The 21,183-nt window shown below is 52.1% G+C and carries 16 protein-coding genes and 1 tRNA gene; 10 read left to right on the top strand and 7 right to left on the bottom strand.

Going from position 1 to position 21,183, the window contains the following annotated elements:
• Window positions 1–123 precede the first annotated feature (123 nt).
• From DW757_RS15665 to yihA, 6 genes are all read left to right on the top strand, one after another.
• Window positions 124–690, top strand: a complete 567-nt coding sequence (locus DW757_RS15665) for a DJ-1 family glyoxalase III (RefSeq protein WP_008397805.1) — start codon at window positions 124–126, stop codon at window positions 688–690.
• 216 nt (window positions 691–906) lie between these two features.
• The gene (tig, locus tag DW757_RS15670; protein ID WP_021966527.1) at window positions 907–2,193 is read left to right on the top strand and encodes a trigger factor; all 1,287 of its coding nucleotides are present in this window, start codon (window positions 907–909) and stop codon (window positions 2,191–2,193) included.
• Between the two features lie 343 nt (window positions 2,194–2,536).
• Entirely contained in the window at window positions 2,537–3,118 is a 582-nt protein-coding gene (gene clpP, locus DW757_RS15675) for an ATP-dependent Clp endopeptidase proteolytic subunit ClpP (RefSeq protein ID WP_008397808.1), read from the top strand.
• A 29-nt stretch (window positions 3,119–3,147) separates the two neighbouring features.
• Window positions 3,148–4,452 (top strand): ATP-dependent Clp protease ATP-binding subunit ClpX, encoded by a 1,305-nt coding sequence (clpX, locus tag DW757_RS15680; RefSeq protein ID WP_015574845.1) that lies wholly within the window; start codon window positions 3,148–3,150, stop codon window positions 4,450–4,452.
• 223 nt (window positions 4,453–4,675) lie between these two features.
• The gene (lon, locus tag DW757_RS15685) at window positions 4,676–7,147 is read left to right on the top strand and encodes an endopeptidase La (protein ID WP_021966529.1); all 2,472 of its coding nucleotides are present in this window, start codon (window positions 4,676–4,678) and stop codon (window positions 7,145–7,147) included.
• A gap of 29 nt (window positions 7,148–7,176) precedes the next feature.
• A complete protein-coding gene (gene yihA, locus DW757_RS15690; protein WP_118752198.1) occupies window positions 7,177–7,794 on the top strand; it encodes a ribosome biogenesis GTP-binding protein YihA/YsxC in 618 nt (205 codons plus the stop codon).
• Between the two features lie 178 nt (window positions 7,795–7,972).
• Here yihA and DW757_RS15695 read toward each other — a convergent pair whose 3' ends face one another.
• The 3 genes from DW757_RS15695 to DW757_RS15705 are packed head-to-tail and all read right to left on the bottom strand — an operon-like array spanning window position 7,973 to window position 10,068.
• Entirely contained in the window at window positions 7,973–8,287 is a 315-nt protein-coding gene (locus DW757_RS15695; RefSeq protein WP_118752199.1) for an NAD-dependent dehydratase, read from the bottom strand.
• A gap of 53 nt (window positions 8,288–8,340) precedes the next feature.
• Complete coding sequence (locus DW757_RS15700; RefSeq protein ID WP_008397819.1) at window positions 8,341–8,877, bottom strand: DUF4364 family protein; 537 nt, start codon at window positions 8,875–8,877, stop codon at window positions 8,341–8,343.
• A gap of 39 nt (window positions 8,878–8,916) precedes the next feature.
• Window positions 8,917–10,068, bottom strand: a complete 1,152-nt coding sequence (locus tag DW757_RS15705; RefSeq protein ID WP_008397820.1) for an NADP-dependent malic enzyme — start codon at window positions 10,066–10,068, stop codon at window positions 8,917–8,919.
• Between the two features lie 200 nt (window positions 10,069–10,268).
• Here DW757_RS15705 and DW757_RS15710 point away from each other — a divergent pair, with 200 nt between their 5' ends.
• From DW757_RS15710 to DW757_RS15720, 3 genes are read left to right on the top strand one after another with little or no spacing between them, the layout of a single operon-like run.
• The gene (locus DW757_RS15710; protein ID WP_118752200.1) at window positions 10,269–14,015 is read left to right on the top strand and encodes a DUF5717 family protein; all 3,747 of its coding nucleotides are present in this window, start codon (window positions 10,269–10,271) and stop codon (window positions 14,013–14,015) included.
• A gap of 24 nt (window positions 14,016–14,039) precedes the next feature.
• Window positions 14,040–15,260 (top strand): DUF5716 family protein, encoded by a 1,221-nt coding sequence (locus DW757_RS15715; RefSeq protein ID WP_008397822.1) that lies wholly within the window; start codon window positions 14,040–14,042, stop codon window positions 15,258–15,260.
• Window positions 15,257–16,069 carry a hypothetical protein gene (locus DW757_RS15720; protein WP_118752201.1) on the top strand — a complete coding sequence of 271 codons (813 nt, stop codon included), beginning with the start codon at window positions 15,257–15,259 and terminating at the stop codon, window positions 16,067–16,069. The genes DW757_RS15715 and DW757_RS15720 overlap by 4 nt, the downstream gene beginning before the upstream one ends.
• An 80-nt stretch (window positions 16,070–16,149) precedes the next feature.
• Here DW757_RS15720 and DW757_RS15725 read toward each other — a convergent pair whose 3' ends face one another.
• Window positions 16,150–17,160 (bottom strand): nucleoid-associated protein, encoded by a 1,011-nt coding sequence (locus DW757_RS15725; protein WP_008397824.1) that lies wholly within the window; start codon window positions 17,158–17,160, stop codon window positions 16,150–16,152.
• A gap of 296 nt (window positions 17,161–17,456) precedes the next feature.
• On the bottom strand, window positions 17,457–19,247 hold the full coding sequence (locus DW757_RS15730) for a CvpA family protein (protein ID WP_243033735.1): 1,791 nt from the start codon (window positions 19,245–19,247) through the stop codon (window positions 17,457–17,459).
• 388 nt (window positions 19,248–19,635) lie between these two features.
• On the opposite strand from DW757_RS15730, the gene DW757_RS15740 reads away from it, so the two are divergent.
• The gene (locus DW757_RS15740; protein ID WP_118752206.1) at window positions 19,636–20,016 is read left to right on the top strand and encodes a VOC family protein; all 381 of its coding nucleotides are present in this window, start codon (window positions 19,636–19,638) and stop codon (window positions 20,014–20,016) included.
• Between the two features lie 178 nt (window positions 20,017–20,194).
• On the opposite strand, the gene DW757_RS15745 is transcribed toward DW757_RS15740, so the two are convergent.
• Window positions 20,195–20,267: transfer RNA gene (locus DW757_RS15745), tRNA-Ala, on the bottom strand.
• Window positions 20,268–20,485: 218 nt separating this feature from the next.
• Entirely contained in the window at window positions 20,486–20,935 is a 450-nt protein-coding gene (locus tag DW757_RS15750; RefSeq protein ID WP_118752203.1) for a Uma2 family endonuclease, read from the bottom strand.
• Window positions 20,936–21,183: the final 248 nt, after the last annotated feature.

Here is a 21,183-nt window from a genome sequence, read left to right on the forward strand (position 1 = left end):
GCATAGGAGAAGAAACCGGGGAGCTGGAAAGACAGCCAGCTCTCTGATACAATGGAAACCGGGAAACAGAGATACATTGGAAACGGAAAAAAATAAAAACACAGAGAATCAGGAGGAATCAAAATGGCAGAGGTATACGCATTTCTTGCAGACGGACTTGAGGAGGTGGAGTGCCTGGCGGCAGTAGATGTGCTGATCCGGGGCGGCGTGGATGTGACGCTCGTATCGATTTCTGACAGGAGAGAGGTGACAGGCTCCCACGGCTTTCACATTACGGCGGACGCCGTCCTCGATGAGGTGGATCTGGACAGGCCGGATGTGTACTTTCTTCCGGGAGGAATGCCTGGAACGAAGCATCTTGGAAGCTGCGAGAAGCTGTGCAGCGCCCTGGTGAAAGCAGCGGGAGAGGGCAAGAGGCTGGCAGCCATCTGTGCAGCGCCCAGCGTGCTGGGAAGCCTCGGACTCTTAAAAGGGAAGACGGCTACCTGCTATCCAGGCTTTGAGGGCGCGCTGGGAGGCGCAGTCCATACCACCCGGGGAGTGGTGACAGACGGAATGATCACGACGGCAAGGGGGCTTGGCTATGCCCTTGATCTGGGGCTTGAGCTCCTCGGACTTCTCACAAGCAGGGAGCATGCGGCAGAGGTGAAGGCAGCTATCCAGTATGATCAGAATCCGGATATGCTCTAACGAAAGCGGGGCTCTGCCCTGCTTTCTGCTTTTTTTTGCCGGACAGGCGCCGGATAGCGGAAAAACGCCGGAAAATTCCTGAAAACAGATGAAAAAACTCCTGAAAAACGTGATTTTCTACTGGCGTTTACGCAATACATATGCTATAATGCTATCTTGAAGTGTAACGCCCAGATGATACGGCGGTTCACATATATTAAAGGAGGAACCCTTACAATGAGTTTACAGGTAGAAAAATTAGAAAAAAACATGGCAAAACTTACAATCGAGGTGTCCGCTGAAGAGTTCGAGAAGGCGATGAAGGCAGCTTACAATCACAATAAAACGAGATTTAACATTCCTGGCTTCAGACGCGGAAAGGCTCCGCAGGCCATGATTGAGAAAATGTACGGCGCAGGCATCTTCTATGAGGATGCAGCAAATGCAGTGATCGACATGTCCTACCCGAGAGAGCTTGAGGCATGCGAGGAGGAGATCGTTTCCTCTCCTGAGATCGAGGTAGTTCAGATTGAGAAGGGCAAGCCATTTATTTACACAGCCACTGTTGCATTAAAGCCAGAGGTGACATTAGGAGAGTACAAGGGAGTAGAGGTTGAGAAGACTGATGCCACTGTCACAGACGAGGACGTTGAGAAGGAATTAAAGAGCGTTCAGGACAGAAACTCCAGACTGGTTGCTGTTACAGACAGACCGGTTGCTGACGGAGATCAGACTGTAATCGACTTCAAGGGATACGTAGACGGAAAGGCCTTTGCAGGCGGCGAGGGCAAGGATTACCCTCTCACCATTGGTTCCCACTCCTTCATCGATACATTTGAGGAGCAGATGGTCGGCATGAACATCGGCGAGACAAAGGAGATTGAGGTAACATTCCCAACTGAGTACCACGCAAAGGATCTGGCAGGAAAGCCAGCAAAATTTGAGGTTACAGTGAAGGAGATCAAGGTAAAGGAGCTTCCTGAGTTAAACGATGAGTTTGCAAGCGAGGTTTCTGATTTCGAGACACTGGCTGAGTACAAAGAGGACTTAAAGAAGACTCTGACTGAGAGAAAAGAGAAGACAGCAGAGGCTGAGAATGAGAATAAGGTAATCGACAAGGTTACAGACAATGCTCAGATGGATATTCCGGAGGCTATGATCAAGACACGTCTTCGCAGCATGTTTGATGACTATGCAAGAAGGCTTCAGAGCCAGGGACTGGATATCAACCAGTACATGCAGTTCACAGGCATGACAAGAGAGAACATCATGGATCAGATGAAGCCGCAGGCAGTAAGACAGATCAGGACAGGCCTGGTTCTGGAGAAGGTTGCCGAGGCTGAGAAGATTGAGGTGTCAGAGGAGGCTATCGACGCTGAGATCGCGAAGATGGCAGAGGCTTACAAGATGGAGGCTGACAAGTTAAAGGGTCTTTTAGGTGAGCGTGAGCTTGAGCAGATGAAGAAGGATCTGGCTGTCAAAAAGGCAGTTGAGCTTCTGGTAGCTGAGGCTAAGTTAGTATAAGCCGGCAGGCTCAGAAGGATGTCCCAGCTCGGTGACGAGCTGAGGGCTTAAGCAAAAGAAAATCAGCAGGGATTCCAAGCGCGGGAGAGCGGCAGGGCGCAGGCTTTGCCGGACTCCGGCGGGAGGATGAACAATTCCACAGGGCAGATGACACTGACAGGGAGTGCTGCAAAATAACGGTAGGAGGACGGCGGCCAGGGCTTTCTGAAAGCAGGGCCGCCGTCTGCCGGATATCGGAAGTTTCCGGCGCCCCTATGCTTTTTGTTTTTCAGGAAAATTCATGGTCTCTCCGTGCATCTGCGCGGCGGGGCGCATACCTTTTTATTAGAATAGGAGGCATTATATGAGTTTAGTACCTTACGTCATTGAATCCACCAGCCGCGGCGAGCGTTCCTATGACATTTTTTCCAGACTGCTCAAGGAGCGTATCGTATTTCTGGGCGAGGAGGTAACAGACGTGTCCGCAAGTCTGATTGTGGCGCAGCTTCTGTTCCTGGAGTCTGAGGATCCCAATAAGGATATTCACCTCTACATCAACAGCCCGGGCGGTTCTGTGACGGCTGGAATGGCTATCTACGATACGATGAACTACATTAAGTGTGATGTTTCCACTATCTGCGTCGGCATGGCGGCCAGCATGGGCGCCTTCCTTCTGGCAGGAGGAGCAAAGGGAAAGAGACTGGCTCTTCCAAATGCGGAGGTTATGATTCACCAGCCGTCCGGCGGAGCCAGAGGACAGGCGACGGAGATTCAGATTGTCGCTGAGAACATTCTCAGAACGAAGAAAAAGTTAAATGAGATTCTGGCAGCCAATACAGGCCAGCCGTATGAGGTCATCGAGAGGGATACGGATCGCGACAACTATATGACAGCTGAGGAAGCGCTGAAGTATGGACTGATTGACCGTGTCATTGCAGGCCGCTGATTATGAAGAGAGAGAGTAGAGGTGGGCGAATGCCAGGCAGACAAGACGACAATATCAGATGCTCTTTCTGCGGAAAGACACAGGAGCAGGTCAGAAAGATGATCGCCGGTTCCAACGGCGTGTATATCTGTGACGACTGCATTGAGCTGTGCGCAGAGATTCTGGAGGAGGAGCTTGGAGACGCAGACAACAGAGGAGGACTTGACTTCAGCGGAATCAATCTGTTAAAGCCAAAGGAGATCAAGGAATTTCTGGATGAGTACGTGGTGGGGCAGGAGGAGGCCAAAAAGGTGCTCTCTGTGGCCGTGTATAACCACTATAAGAGAATCACTTCCCAGGGCTCCCAGGATGTGGACCTTCAGAAGAGCAATATCCTGATGCTGGGCCCGACAGGCTCAGGAAAAACGTATCTGGCCAATACCCTGGCCAAAATCTTAAATGTGCCGTTTGCCGTTGCTGACGCTACAACGCTGACAGAGGCCGGATATGTGGGAGAGGATGTGGAGAATATTCTCCTCAAGATTATCCAGGCGGCTGACTACGACATCAGCAAGGCTGAGTATGGAATCATCTATATTGACGAGATCGACAAGATCACGAAGAAATCCGAGAATGTATCCATCACCAGGGACGTTTCCGGTGAGGGTGTTCAGCAGGCGCTCTTAAAGATCCTGGAGGGAACCGTTGCCAGCGTTCCGCCTCAGGGAGGCAGAAAGCACCCGCAGCAGGAGCTTCTGCAGATTGACACGACCAACATTCTGTTCATCTGCGGCGGTGCCTTTGACGGTCTTGAGAAGATTGTGGAGAACCGTCTGGGAGCTGGTTCCATCGGCTTCGAGGTGGAGATCGCTGACAGACAGAATTCCGATATTGACGAGATGTTAGCCCAGGTGATGCCGGAGGATCTGACAAAGTTTGGACTGATCCCGGAATTTATCGGACGTGTTCCGGTGACTGTCGCGCTGAAATCGCTGAATGAGGAGGCGCTGGTGGAGATTCTCTCCAGGCCGAAAAATGCGATTGTAAAGCAGTACCAGGCCCTGTTTGACCTGGACGGCGTGAAGCTGGAATTTACAGACGATGCTCTGTATTCCATCGCCCATATGGCAGTGGAGAGAAAGACGGGGGCCAGAGGACTCAGAGCCATCATGGAATCAGTAATGATGGACATTATGTACGAAATTCCGTCTGACAGCAGCATCGGCATCTGCACGATTACGAAGGATGTGGTGGAAGGCAAATGCGGGCCGGAGATTGTATACAGAGAGAATACGGTACCCCGCAAGTCATTTGCCGGACGCTTAAAGAAGGATAAGACAGGCGAGATCGCCTAGGCTGGCGCAGAGGAAAGGCCCCCGGACTTCACGGAAGGAGGGAGCTTTTCCCTGCTCCTGCTGAGGGCCGCATCCCGCCGGGCCCTGACGGGCAGAGGGGATCTGTAGGTCATTACAGATCCCTTTTTGGCTTAGGGAAAATGCCTGTCTGAAAAATGGTCCGTTTCCTGGAAAGCATGGAATGTGCTTTTGCAGAAACCGGATAGAATACTAGGAGAATTGAATGGAAAACAGACAACTGACCATACCTGTGGTGGCGCTTCGCGGGCTGACTGTGCTGCCGCAGATGATTATTAGCTTTGATATAAGCAGGAAAAAGTCCATTGCAGCCGTGGAGAAGGCCATGGTAGGGGATCAGAAGGTGCTTCTGGTGACACAGAGAAGGACCGAGGAGATGAATCCCGGAATTGCCGATCTGTACCACATGGGAACCATCGCCATGGTAAAGCAGTTAGTCAAGCTGCCGGGCGGCGTGATCCGTGTTATGGCGGAGGGAGAAATCCGCGCTGAGCTTCTGGAGCTGAATGAGGACGGCTCCTACCTGGAGGGAGAGGCGGAGATCCGGGAAACGGATGACGAGGGAATCGGCCCGGTGGAGTCTGAGGCCATGCTGCGGATTGTGAAGGAGAAGCTGGAGGAGTATGGGAGAATCAACCAGAATGCAGCCAGGGAGGTACTTCCGAACCTTCTTGCCATCACAGAGCTTCCGGAGCTGTTAAATCAGATTGCAGTTCAGTTTCCGTGGGAATTTACGGCCAAGCAGCAGGTGCTTGACCAGGTTTACCTGAGCGCCCAGTATGAGCAGGTGGTGAGCATCCTCATGACGGAGATTGAGGTGTTCCGGGTAAAGAAGGAATTCCAGGGCAAGGTGAAGGCTGCCATCGACAAGAATCAGAGGGACTATATTCTGCGGGAACAGCTCCGGGTAATCCGGGAGGAGCTGGGGGAGGATAACCCGGTATCGGATGCAGACGAGCTGAAGGAGAAACTTGGGACCCTTCGCGCCGGAAAGGAAGTAAAAGAGCGGATCGCAAAGGAAATCGAGCGTTTCAAGGGGATGCCAGGAGGAAGCCAGGACGCCAATGTTCTGAGAACCTACCTGGAAACCGTGCTGGAGCTTCCCTGGGACAAGGTGACCAGGGACAACACGGATCTGCGCCATGCGGAGGAGATCCTGAACGAGGATCACTACGGACTCGAGAAGGTGAAGGAGAGGGTGCTGGAGTATCTGGCAGTCAGAATCCTCACAAAGAAGGGGACCAGCCCAATCCTCTGTCTGGTGGGCCCGCCTGGAACGGGAAAGACCTCTATTGCCCGGTCTGTGGCCAGGGCACTGGGAAAGAAGTATGTCAGAATCAGCCTGGGAGGCGTCCACGATGAGGCGGAGATTCGCGGTCACAGAAAAACCTACGTGGGAGCCATGCCGGGACGCATCGTGGAGGGGCTCAAGCAGGCAGGGGTGAAGAACCCTCTGATGCTTCTCGATGAGATCGACAAGGTGAGCAGCGATTACAAGGGAGATACGGCCTCGGCTCTTCTGGAGGTTCTGGACAGTGAGCAGAATGTGAAGTTCCGGGATCACTACGTGGAGATCCCCATCGATCTCTCGGAGGTGCTCTTCATTGCCACTGCAAATACCACCCAGACGATCCCCGGCCCTCTTCTCGATCGAATGGAGCTTATCGAGGTAAACAGCTACACGGAGAATGAGAAATTCCACATCGGAAAAAATTATCTGATCCGAAAGCAGATGGAGCGCCACGGTCTCACAAAGGAGGAGCTGTCCATCTCAGGCTCAGCCCTGGAAAAGATTATCCACAATTACACCAGGGAGGCAGGGGTCCGCAATCTGGAACGGCGAATCGGAGACATCTGCCGGAAGGCGGCAAGGGAGATCCTGGAAGACAAGATGAACCAGAAAGCCCGGGAGAAGGCTGAGAAGCAGGCGGCAAGGGAAGCGGCCGTGACCCTGATCGAGCCTCTTGAGGAGGAAAAGGCCGAAAAGTCCCGCAGAGCGAAAAAAGCTGTGAAGGGGACACCGGAGGAGGCAGCCGGCAAAAAGACGGCTAAGGTTATCCGCGTCACAGAGAAGAACCTGGAAAAATACCTGGGCCGCGAGAAGATCCAGTATGAGGACGCCAACGACGAGGATCAGGTAGGAATTGTGAGAGGACTTGCCTGGACCAGCGTGGGAGGAGACACCCTGGAAATAGAGGTCAATGTGATGCCGGGCAAGGGAGCTCTCCAGCTCACGGGCCAGATGGGAGATGTGATGAAGGAATCTGCCCAGACTGCCCTGAGCTATGTGAGATCCGTGGCTGAGAATTACGGCATCAAGAACAGTTACTTTGAAAAACACGACATCCACATCCACATCCCTGAGGGAGCTGTGCCCAAGGACGGCCCTTCTGCCGGAATTACCATGGCCACAGCCATGATGTCTGCAGTCACAAACCGTCTGGTGTCCGCAAAGACGGCCATGACAGGCGAGGTGACGCTCAGAGGCAGGGTCCTTCCCATCGGCGGACTGAAGGAAAAGCTCCTGGCCGCCAGAATGGCTCATATGGAGAAAGTGCTTGTGCCCGCAAAGAACCGGCCGGATGTGGAAGAGCTCTCAAAGGAGATTACAAAGGGAATGGAGATTGTCTTTGTGAAATCCATGGACGAGGTGCTGAAAGAGGCTTTTGCAGATTAGGATTACAGGAGAGGAAGCAGAAAACGAGTATGATTATCAAGAAAGTAGATTTGGAGACAGTCTGCGGAGTGACCAGCAGGCTCCCGGCGAACACCCAGCCGGAGTTCGCCTTTGCCGGAAAGTCCAACGTGGGAAAATCTTCCCTGATCAACGCGCTGATGAACCGGAAATCCTACGCCAGAACCTCAGCGCAGCCGGGAAAGACGCAGACCATCAATTTTTACCATATTAACGACGCCCTGTATTACGTGGATCTGCCGGGATACGGCTATGCCAGGGCCAATGAGGAGGTAAAGGCCAAGTGGGGAAAGATGATTGAAAATTATCTGCACAAGTCCCCCATGTTAAAGTGTGTGTTCCTGCTCATTGACATCCGCCACGAGCCGTCGGAGAATGACAGGCTGATGTACAGCTGGATCCAGAACCAGGGCTACCGCCCGGTGATCATTGCCACAAAGTTAGACAAGCTGAAGCGAAGCCAGGTGGCCAAGCATGTGAAAATGGTGCGCACCGGCCTTGGCATGGAACCGGAGGATCTGCTGATCCCGTTTTCTGCTGAGACGAAGCAGGGGAGAGAGGAGATCTGGGATTTCATCGAAAAGACTGCTGCAGGCGGGGAAGCGCCGGACCAGCAGGAGAGCAGGTAAGAGAAAAGAAGGTAAAGCCATCAGATAGAATCATAAGAACAGTCAGAACAAATGACGCCGGTTCAGCAGAGCCGGTATAGGAAAAAGATGCAAAAACGGACATTCTCCGGAAGATTAACCGGAGAGATGTCCGTTTTTCAGATCCCAGGCAGGCACAGGGCCGCGCCTCTTCCTTCGCTTATTCTTTTTGGCCCTTTTCCGACAGGGGCTGCGGGGAAATGGTTTCAGGCGTGAAGGTCTCCGCTTTCTCCTGTACCTTGCCGGAAGCGGCCTTGGCGCCCAGCTTTCTGGCCTGGAGACGCTTCAGCCCTGCGTATTCTTCTGCCGCCCGGTAGCCGACGGCGAGGAGCACCGCGGGGAGAAAGATGAAGAGGTAATACTTCCGCTTCATCTTTCTGTATTTCTTTTTAAACTGAACTTTGGCCCCTCTCAGATCGCCCTGGAGCAGGTCTGAAAAGCGCAGAGAGGAGGCCTTTTTGGCCTGTCTGAACATGGGAAACTCCTTTCTTTTGCAGAAGTTTCAGAAAGCCGGGAAGCAGTATCGTGTCATGGGTTTACCGGCTTATCTGTCATCAGCGATTTCATGATAAAGGAATAGATTTCCTGGCTTTTGTCCTTCCAGTGGCTGCACATCATCTCGGCCTGGTCCTTGTCGGGGACGGAGACATCGAGACTTACAAGGACATTTTTGCCTTCCCGCACCTCGCAGTGAACCGTGTAGTCCTGGTGGGTGGATTTGTAGAAATCGGACACCAGCCCCACCTCATTGCGCATGCGGAACCTGTTTTCCTTCAGGTATTGATCCATGTCCTCCACAATGGCGGGGGATATGGTTTTTCCGAAAAATTCCAGCGTATCTTCGCCCTCTTTCGTGATTTCATACCGGGTGCTGTTGCGCAGGGTCTCCTGACGGATGAGGCCGGCTTCCAGAAGCTCGTTTAAGGCCTGCTGCAGGGTGAAGTAGGTGGTGTAGTCCCGGTCCAGAAAAAAGTTGGAGAGCTGGGCGTTTGTCAGAGGAAAATTTACCTGCTTGAGCATGTAGAGGTTCATCAGCTTGTATAACGTCATTGGTTCAGCTAACATGGCAAAAACTCCTTTTAAGAAAACTGATTTTCGTCAGGGCTATCGGATATGCTCCTTTACGGCTCTGCTCACAACGTCTGCCACCCTCGGATCAAAGGCAGCCGGCAGAATATTCACATCGCTTAACTCCTCGTCCGGAACGAGGGAGGCGATTGCATTTGCAGCTGCCAGTTTCATCTCCTCTGTGATAGCGGACGCCCGTCCTTCCAGGGCACCCTTGAAGATTCCGGGGAAGATCAGGACGTTGTTGACCTGGTTCGGAAAATCGGAGCGGCCTGTTCCAACCACTCTGGCTCCGGCCTCCTTTGCCAGGTCCGGCATAATCTCCGGGACCGGATTTGCCATGGCAAAAAGAATGGAGTCATGGTTCATGGAGGAAACCATCTCAGGAGTCACGATGCCCGGAGCGGACACACCTACAAAAATATCAGCGCCCTTTAAGGCATCGGCAAGGCTGCCGGTCTGCTTTTCCAGATTGGTGACCTTTGCCATTTTTTCCTGCATCCAGTTGAGGCCTTCCATGCCATCGCAGATGATACCATTTTTGTCGCAGAGGGTAACATGGACAAAGCCGTAGGTGAGAAGGAGCTTTGTGATGGCGATTCCGGCGCTGCCTGCTCCGTTTACCACAACGCGGCAGTTCTCCTTTGCCTTTCCTGTCACCTTCAGGGCATTGATGATGCCTGCCAGGACCACGATGGCCGTGCCGTGCTGATCGTCGTGGAAGACAGGGATGGAGAGGCGTTCCTTTAAGCGCTCCTCAATCTCAAAGCAGCGGGGAGCGGAGATGTCCTCCAGGTTGATGCCGCCGAAGGCCGGGGCAATGCGTACAACCGTCTCGATGATCTCCTCAGTATCCTGGGTGTCCAGGCAGATGGGGAAGGCGTTGACGCCGCCGAACTCCTTAAAGAGGACGGCCTTTCCCTCCATGACCGGCATGGCTGCGAGAGGGCCGATATTTCCCAGTCCCAGCACAGCGCTTCCGTCAGACACGACTGCCACGGTGTTTGACTTGATGGTGTATTTGTAGGCGGCCTCCGGGTTTTCGGCGATGACCTTGCACGGCTCAGCTACGCCCGGGGTATAGGCGAGAGCCAGATCCTCCCTGCTTTTTACAGCCGCCTTGGAAACGGTTTCGATTTTTCCGTTCCACTCTTCGTGGAGCTTCAGAGCTTTTTCACTGTTTGTCATGATACTATCCCTTCCTTGTGGCCGGTTCTCAGGCGAGAGCTGCCGGCCTCTGTCCTTTTTTTGTATGTTCCTATCATAGCAAGTTTATTTTCTGAAATCAAGCGGTTATCAAAAAGTCGATTTTATGTAGTGTAATTGAAGGGAAAATATGCTAAAATAGAAATCAGGCTTTTTGGGCTATTAATACTGCAGGTGATTATATGAAAGAACGAATTAACCGGCTGGCTATGGGCATCGTGGACGCGGCTCGTCCGCAGATGGTCTGGACTCCGGATGCGATAGAAGAGACAATCAGAACAAATACCACTGTAAAACGGGAGCTGTTCATCGGAAGTGAGGGCGGGGGCAGCATCAAGGGACTGGTGTATTCTACCAGCGACAGAGTCAGGATTCCGGCAGACAGCAATTCGTTTGGGGGAGTGAGAAATCACATTACCTATGAGGTGGATACCACCTTCATGAAGGCCGGAGATGAGATCGACGGGATGTTCAACCTGGTTACAAACTGCGGTGAGGTGGAGATCCCTTACGTATTTTACGTGGATCTGGCGGCCTCCGGCAGCGTGCTGAGCAGCCTGAGGACACCGGAGGACTTTGCGGCTGTGGCCAGGAAGGATGGAGATACGGCGCTGCGCCTTCTGGAGTACCCTGATTTTCTGGAGGCTCCCTTTATGCAGGATCCCCATGTGAGGGCCGTCTATGAGGGGCTTAAGGGGCACGGCAGCAGACAGAGCTTTATGGAGGAATTCCTGACAGGACTCGGGGTGAAGGAGCCCTTCGGGATTTCCTTCGACGAGGATATAAAAAAATATGATAATCTGTCCGGGCACGTTCCGGGGGAGATTGCCGTCCGGGCCAAGGGCTGGGGATATATCAGCCTGGAGGCGGAGGCTGACGGAGATTTTATCCATCTGCTGAAGAGAAATGCCACCCAGGAGGATTTTAAGGACGGAGTATGCAGGCTCCCCTATCTGATCCTGTCAGAAAACCTCCACGGCGGAAACAACTACGGGGCCATCTTTGTGACGGCCGCCGGTGAGAGGCACAGGATTGATATTGAGGTGACGGCAGGTTCGGAGAAGGCCAGAAGAAGTCTTGCCTTCCGGGAGGATTTAAAGCGCTACCTGGAGCTTCGGCTTCAGTATGAGGGCCAGTCTGTTCTGGAGGCTGACAGCGAGAGCACAGAGGGAGCTTCTGAGGCCGGAGCCCTTTCCCAGACCGGGCGCAGACAGGGGAAAAAAAGGGCGGAGCACCAGGATGAGAGGGGGACTTCCAGAAAGAGGCTGCTCTCATCCATGAGCCGTCTGCTGGATCAGATGAAGATCTCCTACGAGGATGTGTTCATCCGGCTTCTGGAGGCAGAGTGTCTGCTGCTTTCCGGAAGGAAGGATCGGGCGGCAGCCCTTCTCGACGCGGTGAGGGAGCAGGCTCTCGCAGAGCGGGATGAGAAGGTGATGAATTACTGCCTGTTCCAGTACCTGCAGGTGACGGTCTCCGGTGATGAAAACCAGAGGGAGTCCTTCCTGCGCCTTCTGCGCCGCTATTTTGCAGGAGAACAGGGAAATTTCTATTTCTATATGATGATGCTCAGGCTCGATCCGGGGCTTGCGGAAAATCCGGCTACGGTCTACGCCGATCTGCGCAGGCAGTTTCGGGAGGGGGCGGCGAGCCCGTTTCTGTTTCTGGAGGCCTGCCGGATCCTGTCCGGGGAACCAGGCTTCCTGAAGGAGATGGAAGCCTTCGAGTCCCATGTGATCTACTTTGGGGCGAAGAGAGGACTGCTGACAGAGGAGCTGGCTTTGTCGGCTGCCAGACTCCTGGACAGGGAGAAGGAGTACAGACCCTTCGGCCTTAAAATACTGACGGCACTGTACAGCCATTTTGCCCATCCGCAGATTCTGGCGTCTGTCTGCTCCATGCTCATACGCGGCAACAAGAGAGACGGCAGGTATTTTGAGTGGTATGAGAAGGGGGTGGAGGAGGGACTCACTCTCACAAGACTCTACGAGTACTACCTCTACTCCATGCCTGAGGACTATGGAAGGCTTCTGCCGAGGGAGATGCTTCTCTATTTCTCATACGGAAATGAACTGGATGCCGAGGGCAGGGCAAAGCTCTACCGGAATATTCTGGAATTTTCCGGCCAGGAGGATTCTGTGTTCCGCCTCTATGAGAGAACCATAGAGAAATTTGCCCTCTCTCAGCTTTTTGAGGGAAAGATAAACGAGAACCTGGCTTACATTTACCGGCGGATGATCTATCTGGATGTGGTGGATCGGCAGCTGGCGGGAGTGCTCCCCTCTGTGCTGAAATCCAGAAAGGTGACGGTGAAGGATGAGGCAATCCGGTATGTGGTGGTGCGCCATGAGGAGCTGACCACAGAGGATGCCTACCCCTTAAACGGAGGAACTGCCTATGTGCCGCTGTTTTCTGACCGGGATATCCTGATGTTCCAGGACGGGGCTGGAAACCGCTTTATGAGTACGCCCTATGGGGCAGAGGCGGCCATGGAGGAAGAGGAACTGATCAGAAGGTGCTTTGAAGTGTATCCGGAGCACCCGATCCTGCTCTTGAACGCCTGCCAGAAGGTGATGGAGAGCGCTGAGAGGGAGGAAGCAAAAGAGGAAGGAGACGGGAAACAGGCAGAGGAACAGGGAAAGAGAGAGGCAGGCGGCATGGGAGAGTCGGAGGCCCAGGTGCTTTTGAGGGCACTCTCAGAGCCGGCGCTTCACCCCATATACAGGAAAAAAATTCTGTCTGTTCTGACGCGGTACTATGTCCGGTGCGCTCTGCCGGGAGAGCTGGGAAACAGAGAGCCCGCGATCTCCTTCCTGCTGTCTGTGGACAAGGATTCCATGAGCGGCACAGAGAGGGCCCGGGTGATGAAGGCCCTGATTTCCCAGGGCTATTATACAGAGGCCTATGACATGGTCTGCCGCTATGGGAGCGAGGAGATGGGAACTAAGGAGCTCAGGGAGCTGGTCATCAAGATGCTCCTGGATTCCCTGCTCAGGGAGGATCAGAGGCTTTTGAGCCTTTCCTTCCAGGTGTTCCTTGCAGGACAGGCGGAGAGCACGATTCTGGATTACCTGTGCGAATATTTTAACGGGACAGTGGATCAGATGTTTAACATTCTGCTTGCCGGAATCCGCGAGCAGGTGGACACGGCTGACATGGAGGAGAGACTCCTGTGCCAGATGCTGTTTACCGGCTGCACGGAGAAGATGGACCGGGTGTTCGATCTCTATGCCTCCAGGAAAAAGACGAAGGAACTGATTGTCAGGGCCTATTTCACGGTAAAGTGCATTGAGTATTTCATAGAAGAGAAGCCGGCCCAGGACAAGGTATTTGCCTATCTGGAGGGCGCGATCTACAACAGCTCAGACAGGGAGAAGATCCCGGATATTTATCTGCTGGCGCTGACGAAGTATTATTCGGCGCTGCCTGCCCTGACAAAGGAGCAGAGGGAGCTGTGCCAGAGTGTGACGGCTGTGCTTCTGGAATCGGGGATGGAGTTTGCCTATTTTAAGGAGCTTTCCCGCTTTGCCCCTGTTCCTCTGAGGCTTCTGGACAAGGAGATCATTGAGTACCATGGGGAAAAGGATTCTGCTCCTGTGCTTAAGGTGAGGGTGCTGCCCGAGGAGCAGGATTTCTCCTGTGAGGAGCTTAAGGAGGTATACAAGGGAATTTATATCCGTGAAAAGGTAGTGTTCGAGGGAGAGGTTCTGGAATACCAGATTTACAAAAACAGAGACGACAAAGAGCCTGCTGTCTGCGGCACCATCGAGCGGAGAGAGCCTCCGGTAAAGATGCAGGATACCAGGTTTGCCCTTCTCAATGAGATGAGCTTAAGCTATGATGTAAAGAATGAGAACACGCTCAGAGAGCAGATGGAGCGCTATCTGGTGAGAGATGCCTCTGTGGCAGAGCTGTTTGGCGTGATATAGGAGAACGGAGAAAGGAACTTTTAGATGGACGGACTTGTACTTGGAATTGACCTGTGCGATGCATACGCATCCATAACGGCTGCGGAGCCTGAGCGGACCTGGACTGTCAGGACGGCTGTCTGCAAGAACAGGCAGACGGATGAGTGGTATGTAGGCGAGGAAGCCTCGGTCCGGGCCATGGCGGGAGACCCCTCTGCAGACAGACTGCTGACCAGGCTCATGAAGGATGAAAAGACGGAGATGGGCGGGCAGGAATTTTCCGGTCTGGAGCTTCTCAAACGGTTTTTAAAGGAAATCGTGGAAATCCCCAGGAAGGCCATGGAAGAGGAACAGATAAGCCAGCTTGTCATCACCCTCAGAAAGACGGAGGTAAAGCTGATGGACAGCCTTCTCTACTGCGCCGATTATCTGGAGATCCCGAGAAACCGTGTCCACATCATCAGCCATACGGAGAGCTTCGTCTACTATGTGATGAGCCAGAAGAGGGATGTGTGGAGCAATCAGGTGGGAATGTTCGAGCTCTCCGAGGGCTGTGCCAGATATTATGAGCTGAAGACCCAGAGAGGCTCCAGACAGATGATTGTGACGGCTGACAGCGAGATGCTTCAGGAGGAGATTACCATGGAGTACCTGGCGAGGCCCGAGGGGGCAGCCTCAGAGGATCAGTTCCTGGCAGCCTGTGCAGACCGGATTCTCGATAAAAGACTGTTCTCAGCCATTATCCTGACGGGCAGCGGCTTTGCCACTACCGACTGGGCAGACAGCTTCATGAAGAAGGTCTGCAAAAGAAGGCGTGTATTTGCGGAATTCGGCCTGTTTTCCAAGGGAGCGGCCTACAGGGCTTCGGATTATCTGAAGGAGAAGACAGCTTATCCCTTTATCTGCGTCTGCGAGGGGAGACTCAGGTACACGGTATCCATGCGGGTAGTGAGCCGCGGCAGGGATATCAACCTGGTTTTGGCTGCCGCAGGGGACAACTGGTATGAGGCCAGAAGCACGGTGGAGCTGATCGCGGACGGAGAGGACAGCCTGGAATTTACCATTTCTTCCCTGGAACAGAGGAAAAGACGGACGGTCTCTGTAGAGCTTACCGATTTTCCAAAGCGGGAGAACAAGACAAACAGGATTCAGGTGACAATCGGTTTTTCCGATGAGAATACAATGATCATTATGGCGAAGGATAAGGGCTTTGGAGAGCTGTTCCCCGCCACGAAAGCGATGGTAAGACAAGAGGTTATACTATGAGTTTGATACTGTGCAGACAGGAGGAGGTAAAAAATCCTCTTTACATTGAGGCGCTGGGCATCCACATCTGGTCTTCCCAGGAGCTCTGCTATGTCATTTACAATTATCCGCTTCTGGCCATGGATCATTTGCTGGATGACAGCCTGACGGAGTTCATCGAGAAGGAGCTCCAGATGACGGTTCTCTCCGTAAAAATCCAGAACGGTCTGCGAAACGGAGAGGATAAGGATGAGCTGATCTTCATGATCCTGGAGGAGTGCCGCTACTATGACACAAAGGAAATTACGGCCTTCCGGCAGAAGATTGCCACCTACCGGGGCATGGGGCCATTTGAGTTTGCAAAGGTAACGGCTGACTACTATTACAGCCTGCGCCAGTATGGGACGGCCCTTAGCTGCTATGAAAAGCTCTTAGACGATCGGAGAAATACGGCGGCAGATGACGAGTTTCTGGGGCGTGTCTGGAATAATATCGGAGCCTGCTATGCAGGGCTGTTCTGGTTTGACAAGGCCATGCAGGCCTATGAGATGTCCTGGATTTACAGAAAAGACCAGGACACGGTGAGAAGGATGTATTATCTGACTCTGATGGATCCAAAGCTCAAGGTAAAGGAACGGTTCGGCGGCGTCCTTCTGGAGGAAAAAAAGGACGAGTGGAAGGAGGCCTTCGACGAGACGGTCTCAAGGGCCGGAAAGTCGGAGGGAGTCCGCCGGGTGGAGGAGATGTTCAACCAGGATGAAAAAAGCCGCAGGCAGGCGTCAGGGGAGCTTCTGTCCAGGTGGAAATCAGGATACAGGACCATGATTTAGAAAAGCAGGCTCTGAGGAATCCGGAAAGGATCGCTCAGAGCCTGCTGTATTTTGGAAATTCGGGGCAGAAGGAGAAAGGGCTACCGGGACACCAGATGGCCGATATTCTTGATCAGCACAGAGATGGTTCCGTCCGGGTTTGTGATAAACTCCACACGGTCCGGATTCTGGTATTCCTCCATGGGAATCGTGATCTCGATGCCCGTATCGGTGGTCAGGCGCTGGCTTTTGAACTTTTTGACAGTCTGCTCGTTTTTGGGCTGTACGGTTTCGTAGGACAGATTGTACTTTTCCATCTTTTCGTCGAAGGCTTCCTGCATTTCCGGGCTGTCCGGAAATACCTTCTCCCGGAGGGACTCTACCTTGAGTGCGCCCTCCTCCTCCAGCTCCTTGTAGATCACGTTTTTAATTTCCATTTTCCGTTCGGCATCGTCGTCGCCGTAGTATTTCCGGTTTACCTGATCCACAGCCTTCGTTACGAGATCCAGCTTGGATTTCTGGGACAGGGGGGCGTGGCATTCCAGATACAGTTCAGAAAAATACAGGCGTTTTTCCCCGTTGACCTCATATTTTTTTTCCGTTACGAGAAGCTCGCCTGTCCCCAGGTTTACGGCAAAGGCCTCAGAGAGCTTCTGGCCCTGTCCCGGCAGGAGAGCCCGCTGAAGGATAATGCTGTTGCTGTTCTTTCCCTCCTTTTCACTGGTCAGGTGAGTGTAGGAGGTTTTATAATTCATTTTCAGGAAGGCCAGGTAGTCGCTGCCGGAAGCAGAAAACACCACCACAGCCAGATCCGCCGGAGGAATGTCAATATTGGCATTCATAATGTCATAGAGAAGCTCTGCCAGACGTTTGCTTGTCTCCACAAAGTTTTCCGGCGTACACTGTTCAAGCAGCTTTTTGACCTCAGAGCCCTCTCCGAAGCGGCAGTGCTTCACATCGTCGCTCTCTGTAAATTTTTCGATATGAGCCTTCAAAAAATCTGAGAGATCCCCCGACAGATCAATGGGACAGTCGGAGAGAACAGGGACTCCCACACTAGAATCCAATATATGTACAATTCCAAGTTTCATAATCATGTCTTCTGCTTTCATATGATTCCTCCAGATTAAAAAGTAAAGCCAGTCTGAGCTGTGCCCGAATCACACGGACAGGCAGGATACGGGCCCGGCAAAATTCTCATTGTATTATAGCGGAACCGGCAAAAAATTTCAAATAGTAATGGATAAAGGCTGCGGGGCAGAGGACAGGGGAAGGGGGAAGGAGGAAAAGAGAGAGGGGCCAAATGGCAAGAAGAAGGAAAAAAGAACTCCCGCCTGGGAAGAGACTGTTCTGTCTCAGGCGGGAGTTTTTGCAGAGGCTGATGCATAAAACTCAGGCAGCTGCAGCTTTAAGACATAGCACCTTCAGAGGGCTGGACTGCAGAGCCGGCCGAAGTCCCGGAACCTTCCGGGGCAGCTGCCGGTGCCTCAGGGACGGAAGGGGTGGTGATGCTTCGGATTTCCGTTACACTGCGGACATTTCCATCCTCAGAATAGGAAAATTCCAGCTGTGTGCCGGGCTGCATAAACGGAAGTCTTTCGTTTACATCGATAAATGCAGTGTACACATGGGAGTCGCCCTCAAGGGTGAAGTAGTAGCAGGTGCTTCCGGAAACAACGGCGTCTGCCACGGCGGCTACGGTTCCGGAGATCTCTGTGCTCTCCGTTTCCTCGGGAAGATCCACATCCTCAAGATTCAGCGCCTTTCTGTAATTGCTCTTGGCTTCATCGATGGTCTGCCCGGTGCCTACGATCTGGTACTGTTCGACATCTACGAAGGCGTACATCTTCACAAGCCCTGCGTTGTCCTTCAGGGAGATAAAGTAGGTAGGCCGGTCGGAAATATTTAAGAGCAGAGGGAAGGTAGCCGTGTAGTTCAGATGCTGAACCTGTCCCTGGGCTGAGGCCATGGCCGAGGTTTCTGTGGCTCCTGGCACGGTGTAAAATTTCGTTTCCTTCGTGCGGCAGTTGACGAGGACGAAGCCGATATTGGACTCGTCGGCGGTAACAGAGCTCATGCCTGTATAGAGATAGACATCGTCGTTGATTGCCATATAGTTGTAGCCATAGGTGGTGCGGCGCACATCCTTCTGTCCGAAAATGGAATTCAGATAGCCGTGCTGGAATTTTCCATTGTCATCCAGCTGTGCGATCAGAAGATCCGCATAGTAGAGCTGATCGACCCACTGGGGAACCTCCTCCTTCGGGTACCAGACGCTCTCGCCTGTAACAGCATTGACCATGACAGCACCGTTAATATCCTTGCCGTCCCACCAGCCGATGCGGTAGGAGATGGTCGGCGCGATCCAGTAGGGGGTTCCGCTGTCATCAATCTCGAAGGAAACAGTCTCAAATATCTTCGTCGGATAGTTGAAACGGATGTAGCGGTAGATATTGCGGAAGAAATATTCGCTTGGGGAATATTTTATGCCGCTGTCCAGCCACACCAGGTTGGTCTCCTGGGTCACCATGTCAACGGTCAGGTAGGCCGGCAGTCCTTCCTGGTGGTTAAACAGCCATTTGATGGGATCTGCATACCGGAGAGGCGTCACGCGGTAGGGAGCGCCATTATAATTGATCTGGGTGTAATCGTTCTGAATCTCAAACTGGGAGACTAACTCCGTCATCTCACCCAGCTTTCTGCTTCCCAGGCGGGAGGCAGTATCCTTGTCCACCACCGGAATCTGGGACATGTTTAACTCAGCCACATCCTCGGCGAAGTCACCATTTTCAATGGTAATCAGGTCGCGGTACCTTGTGGCATTGAAAAACTGGATGCCTAAAAGGGAAGCGACAGTCATAAAAATGATGATGATGCCGATGGCAATAAAGCCGTACTTCAGCGGCCTGCCCATATTGACAGGGCTTTTTCTCCCGCTGTTTTTGCGGAATACGAACTGGCCGGTGGTCTCATCCCTGACCATCTCCACCCCGCGTCCGGAGCCGAGCGTCTGAAGAAAATCCTTCATATAGGAAAGAAAGTTGACCACAAGAACGATCAGAATGCAGAGGATAAGGAAGATAAAGAAATTCTTATCCTTTGGGTTAATTGCCGGAAGCATGGAATAAAACAGCAGAAAGATAAGCACTGCTGATATGAGAATCCTGACAATGATTGATGAAACATTTCTGGTTTTCATAAAGTCCTCCTTTATATATGTAGAAACTATTGTATCATTTACAGGGAGAAAATCAAGGATACGGAGGGAACTTAATGGAAAATTAATGGAATTGAGGATGAAATGCTGCGGATTTTTATAAGACGTCAGGAAAAATGAGAAATACAGGGGGAAGAGGAGGAAAGAATAGCATATCCGAAGGATATGGTATAATGACTGTAAAGCAGTCATTATACTTGCGCATACCGGTTTCAGCATTTACTGCTGAAAGCCGGGCGCTGAATTCCGCCGGAGGCTGCCATATCCGAAGGAGATGGTATAATAGTTGAGAGCCTGTGATTTCGGCGAAGACGGCTGCAGGCATCTGAAGACCAGAAATATGATAGAGGATGAGAGAGGAGAGGAAGAGATGAACCTGAAAAAAATACATCATGCGGCAATTATTGTATCGGATTACAGGAAATCCAGAGAGTTTTACGTGGACAAGCTGGGCTTTGAGGTGATCCGTGAGAATTACAGGGCAGACTGGGGTGACTACAAACTGGATCTGCAGATGGACGGCTGCGAGCTGGAGCTGTTCGGAATAGCGGGAGCGCCTAAGCGCCTGTCCTATCCGGAAGCCTGTGGGCTCAGGCATCTGGCATTCGCTGTGGAAGATATAGAGGAGACAGTGAGGGAATTAAACGATATGGGAATCGAAACAGAGCCTGTAAGGGTGGATGAATTTACCGGGAAGAGGATGACATTCTTCAAGGATCCAGACGGACTGCCGCTGGAGCTGCATGAGTGATGAGATGGGGCGGATACGTTTCCGGAGACTGAGAAAGGGACAGCAGAGACAGATGACAAAAAGCATTGAAATAATGAAATAATATGAGAGAGGGCCTTTGAACAGATCGTTCAGAAGCCCTCTTCATGAATGCGATAAGCCGGTATTGGAATCGTTTAAATCCCGATCCTTAAAAAAGTGGAGACAACGGGATTCGAACCCGCGACCTTTGCGTTGCGAACGCAACGCTCTCCCAGCTGAGCTATGTCCCCGTTCAATAAAAGCAATTTTATTATAACACTCTGTCAGGCAAAATCAAGATTTGAGATGGAAAATCATGCGGGGCTGGCCGGTAAACTGTGAAAAAAGGGAAAGGTACGAAAAAAGGAAAAGTAAAGGGGGAGTCCGGCAGGCGTTCGGCCTGCCGGGATATGAAAAAGGAAAGAGCTATCTCAGATAGAGGAAGCTCCTGTGGAAAAGAAATCCTGCTTTATTTCAGCAGATCCGCGATGCAGACAGAAAGCTGGTTCTGGTAAATCTGCGCCGTCAGAATCTCATTAAAAGGAAGAATGACAGGCGCGTCGTCATCCTCGAAGTAATACTTGATAGTATACCCCTTTGCAGGATCGACGATCCAGTATTCGCGGACGCCGGAATCCAGATAAAGATTTGTTTTCCGTATATAGTCCATTTTCCGGCTGGAAGGAGAAACTATTTCCACAATCAGATCCGGTGCTCCTGAGCAGCCGCGCTCCGTCAGCTTGGACTTATCGCAGATAACGGAAATATCCGGTTCTACCCAGTCTTTGTCCTCTGCATCCAGGTTGACTGCGAAGGGGGCGGGGTAGACCTCGCAGTCTCTGTCGGCTGATTTGATGTAGGAACCTATGGCTTGGGTAAGCTCCGAAACCAGCTTTTGATAAACACCGATATTCGCTATAGTGTCAAATTATAACAATGTGATACGTTAAAAAGGAGGCGAATACATATATCGAAAGAAATCCTTTGCCGATATTCTAAAAATGCACTTATATTTTTCCTGGACAGGTTTTACAAATTGATGAAGATCTATGCAGATCAATCCGAACCTCGCATAGAAGGCTGTGAAAAAAGGGGAAAGGTACGAAAAAAGGAAAGACTAACTATTAAAAGTCAAGTCTAAAATGAAGATTTTTGAATGAATTGCGG

The organism is Clostridium sp. AM29-11AC (assembly GCF_003480545.1).
GTDB classification, from domain to species: Bacteria; Bacillota; Clostridia; order Lachnospirales; family Lachnospiraceae; genus Otoolea; species Otoolea saccharolyticum_A.

What these genes read in the sequence shown, in the direction of transcription:
- yihA (WP_118752198.1), top strand. Translation starts at nt 7,177, where the DNA reads ATGATTATCAAGAAAGTAGATTTGGAGACAGTCTGCGGAGTGACCAGC.
- tig (WP_021966527.1), top strand. Translation starts at nt 907, where the DNA reads ATGAGTTTACAGGTAGAAAAATTAGAAAAAAACATGGCAAAACTTACA.
- DW757_RS15705 (WP_008397820.1), bottom strand. Translation starts at nt 10,068, where the DNA reads ATGACAAACAGTGAAAAAGCTCTGAAGCTCCACGAAGAGTGGAACGGA.
- DW757_RS15720 (WP_118752201.1), top strand. Translation starts at nt 15,257, where the DNA reads ATGAGTTTGATACTGTGCAGACAGGAGGAGGTAAAAAATCCTCTTTAC.
- DW757_RS15725 (WP_008397824.1), bottom strand. Translation starts at nt 17,160, where the DNA reads ATGAAAGCAGAAGACATGATTATGAAACTTGGAATTGTACATATATTG.
- DW757_RS15715 (WP_008397822.1), top strand. Translation starts at nt 14,040, where the DNA reads ATGGACGGACTTGTACTTGGAATTGACCTGTGCGATGCATACGCATCC.
- DW757_RS15695 (WP_118752199.1), bottom strand. Translation starts at nt 8,287, where the DNA reads ATGTTCAGACAGGCCAAAAAGGCCTCCTCTCTGCGCTTTTCAGACCTG.
- DW757_RS15700 (WP_008397819.1), bottom strand. Translation starts at nt 8,877, where the DNA reads ATGTTAGCTGAACCAATGACGTTATACAAGCTGATGAACCTCTACATG.
- DW757_RS15740 (WP_118752206.1), top strand. Translation starts at nt 19,636, where the DNA reads ATGAACCTGAAAAAAATACATCATGCGGCAATTATTGTATCGGATTAC.
- lon (WP_021966529.1), top strand. Translation starts at nt 4,676, where the DNA reads ATGGAAAACAGACAACTGACCATACCTGTGGTGGCGCTTCGCGGGCTG.
- DW757_RS15665 (WP_008397805.1), top strand. Translation starts at nt 124, where the DNA reads ATGGCAGAGGTATACGCATTTCTTGCAGACGGACTTGAGGAGGTGGAG.
- DW757_RS15710 (WP_118752200.1), top strand. Translation starts at nt 10,269, where the DNA reads ATGAAAGAACGAATTAACCGGCTGGCTATGGGCATCGTGGACGCGGCT.
- DW757_RS15730 (WP_243033735.1), bottom strand. Translation starts at nt 19,247, where the DNA reads ATGAAAACCAGAAATGTTTCATCAATCATTGTCAGGATTCTCATATCA.
- clpX (WP_015574845.1), top strand. Translation starts at nt 3,148, where the DNA reads ATGCCAGGCAGACAAGACGACAATATCAGATGCTCTTTCTGCGGAAAG.
- clpP (WP_008397808.1), top strand. Translation starts at nt 2,537, where the DNA reads ATGAGTTTAGTACCTTACGTCATTGAATCCACCAGCCGCGGCGAGCGT.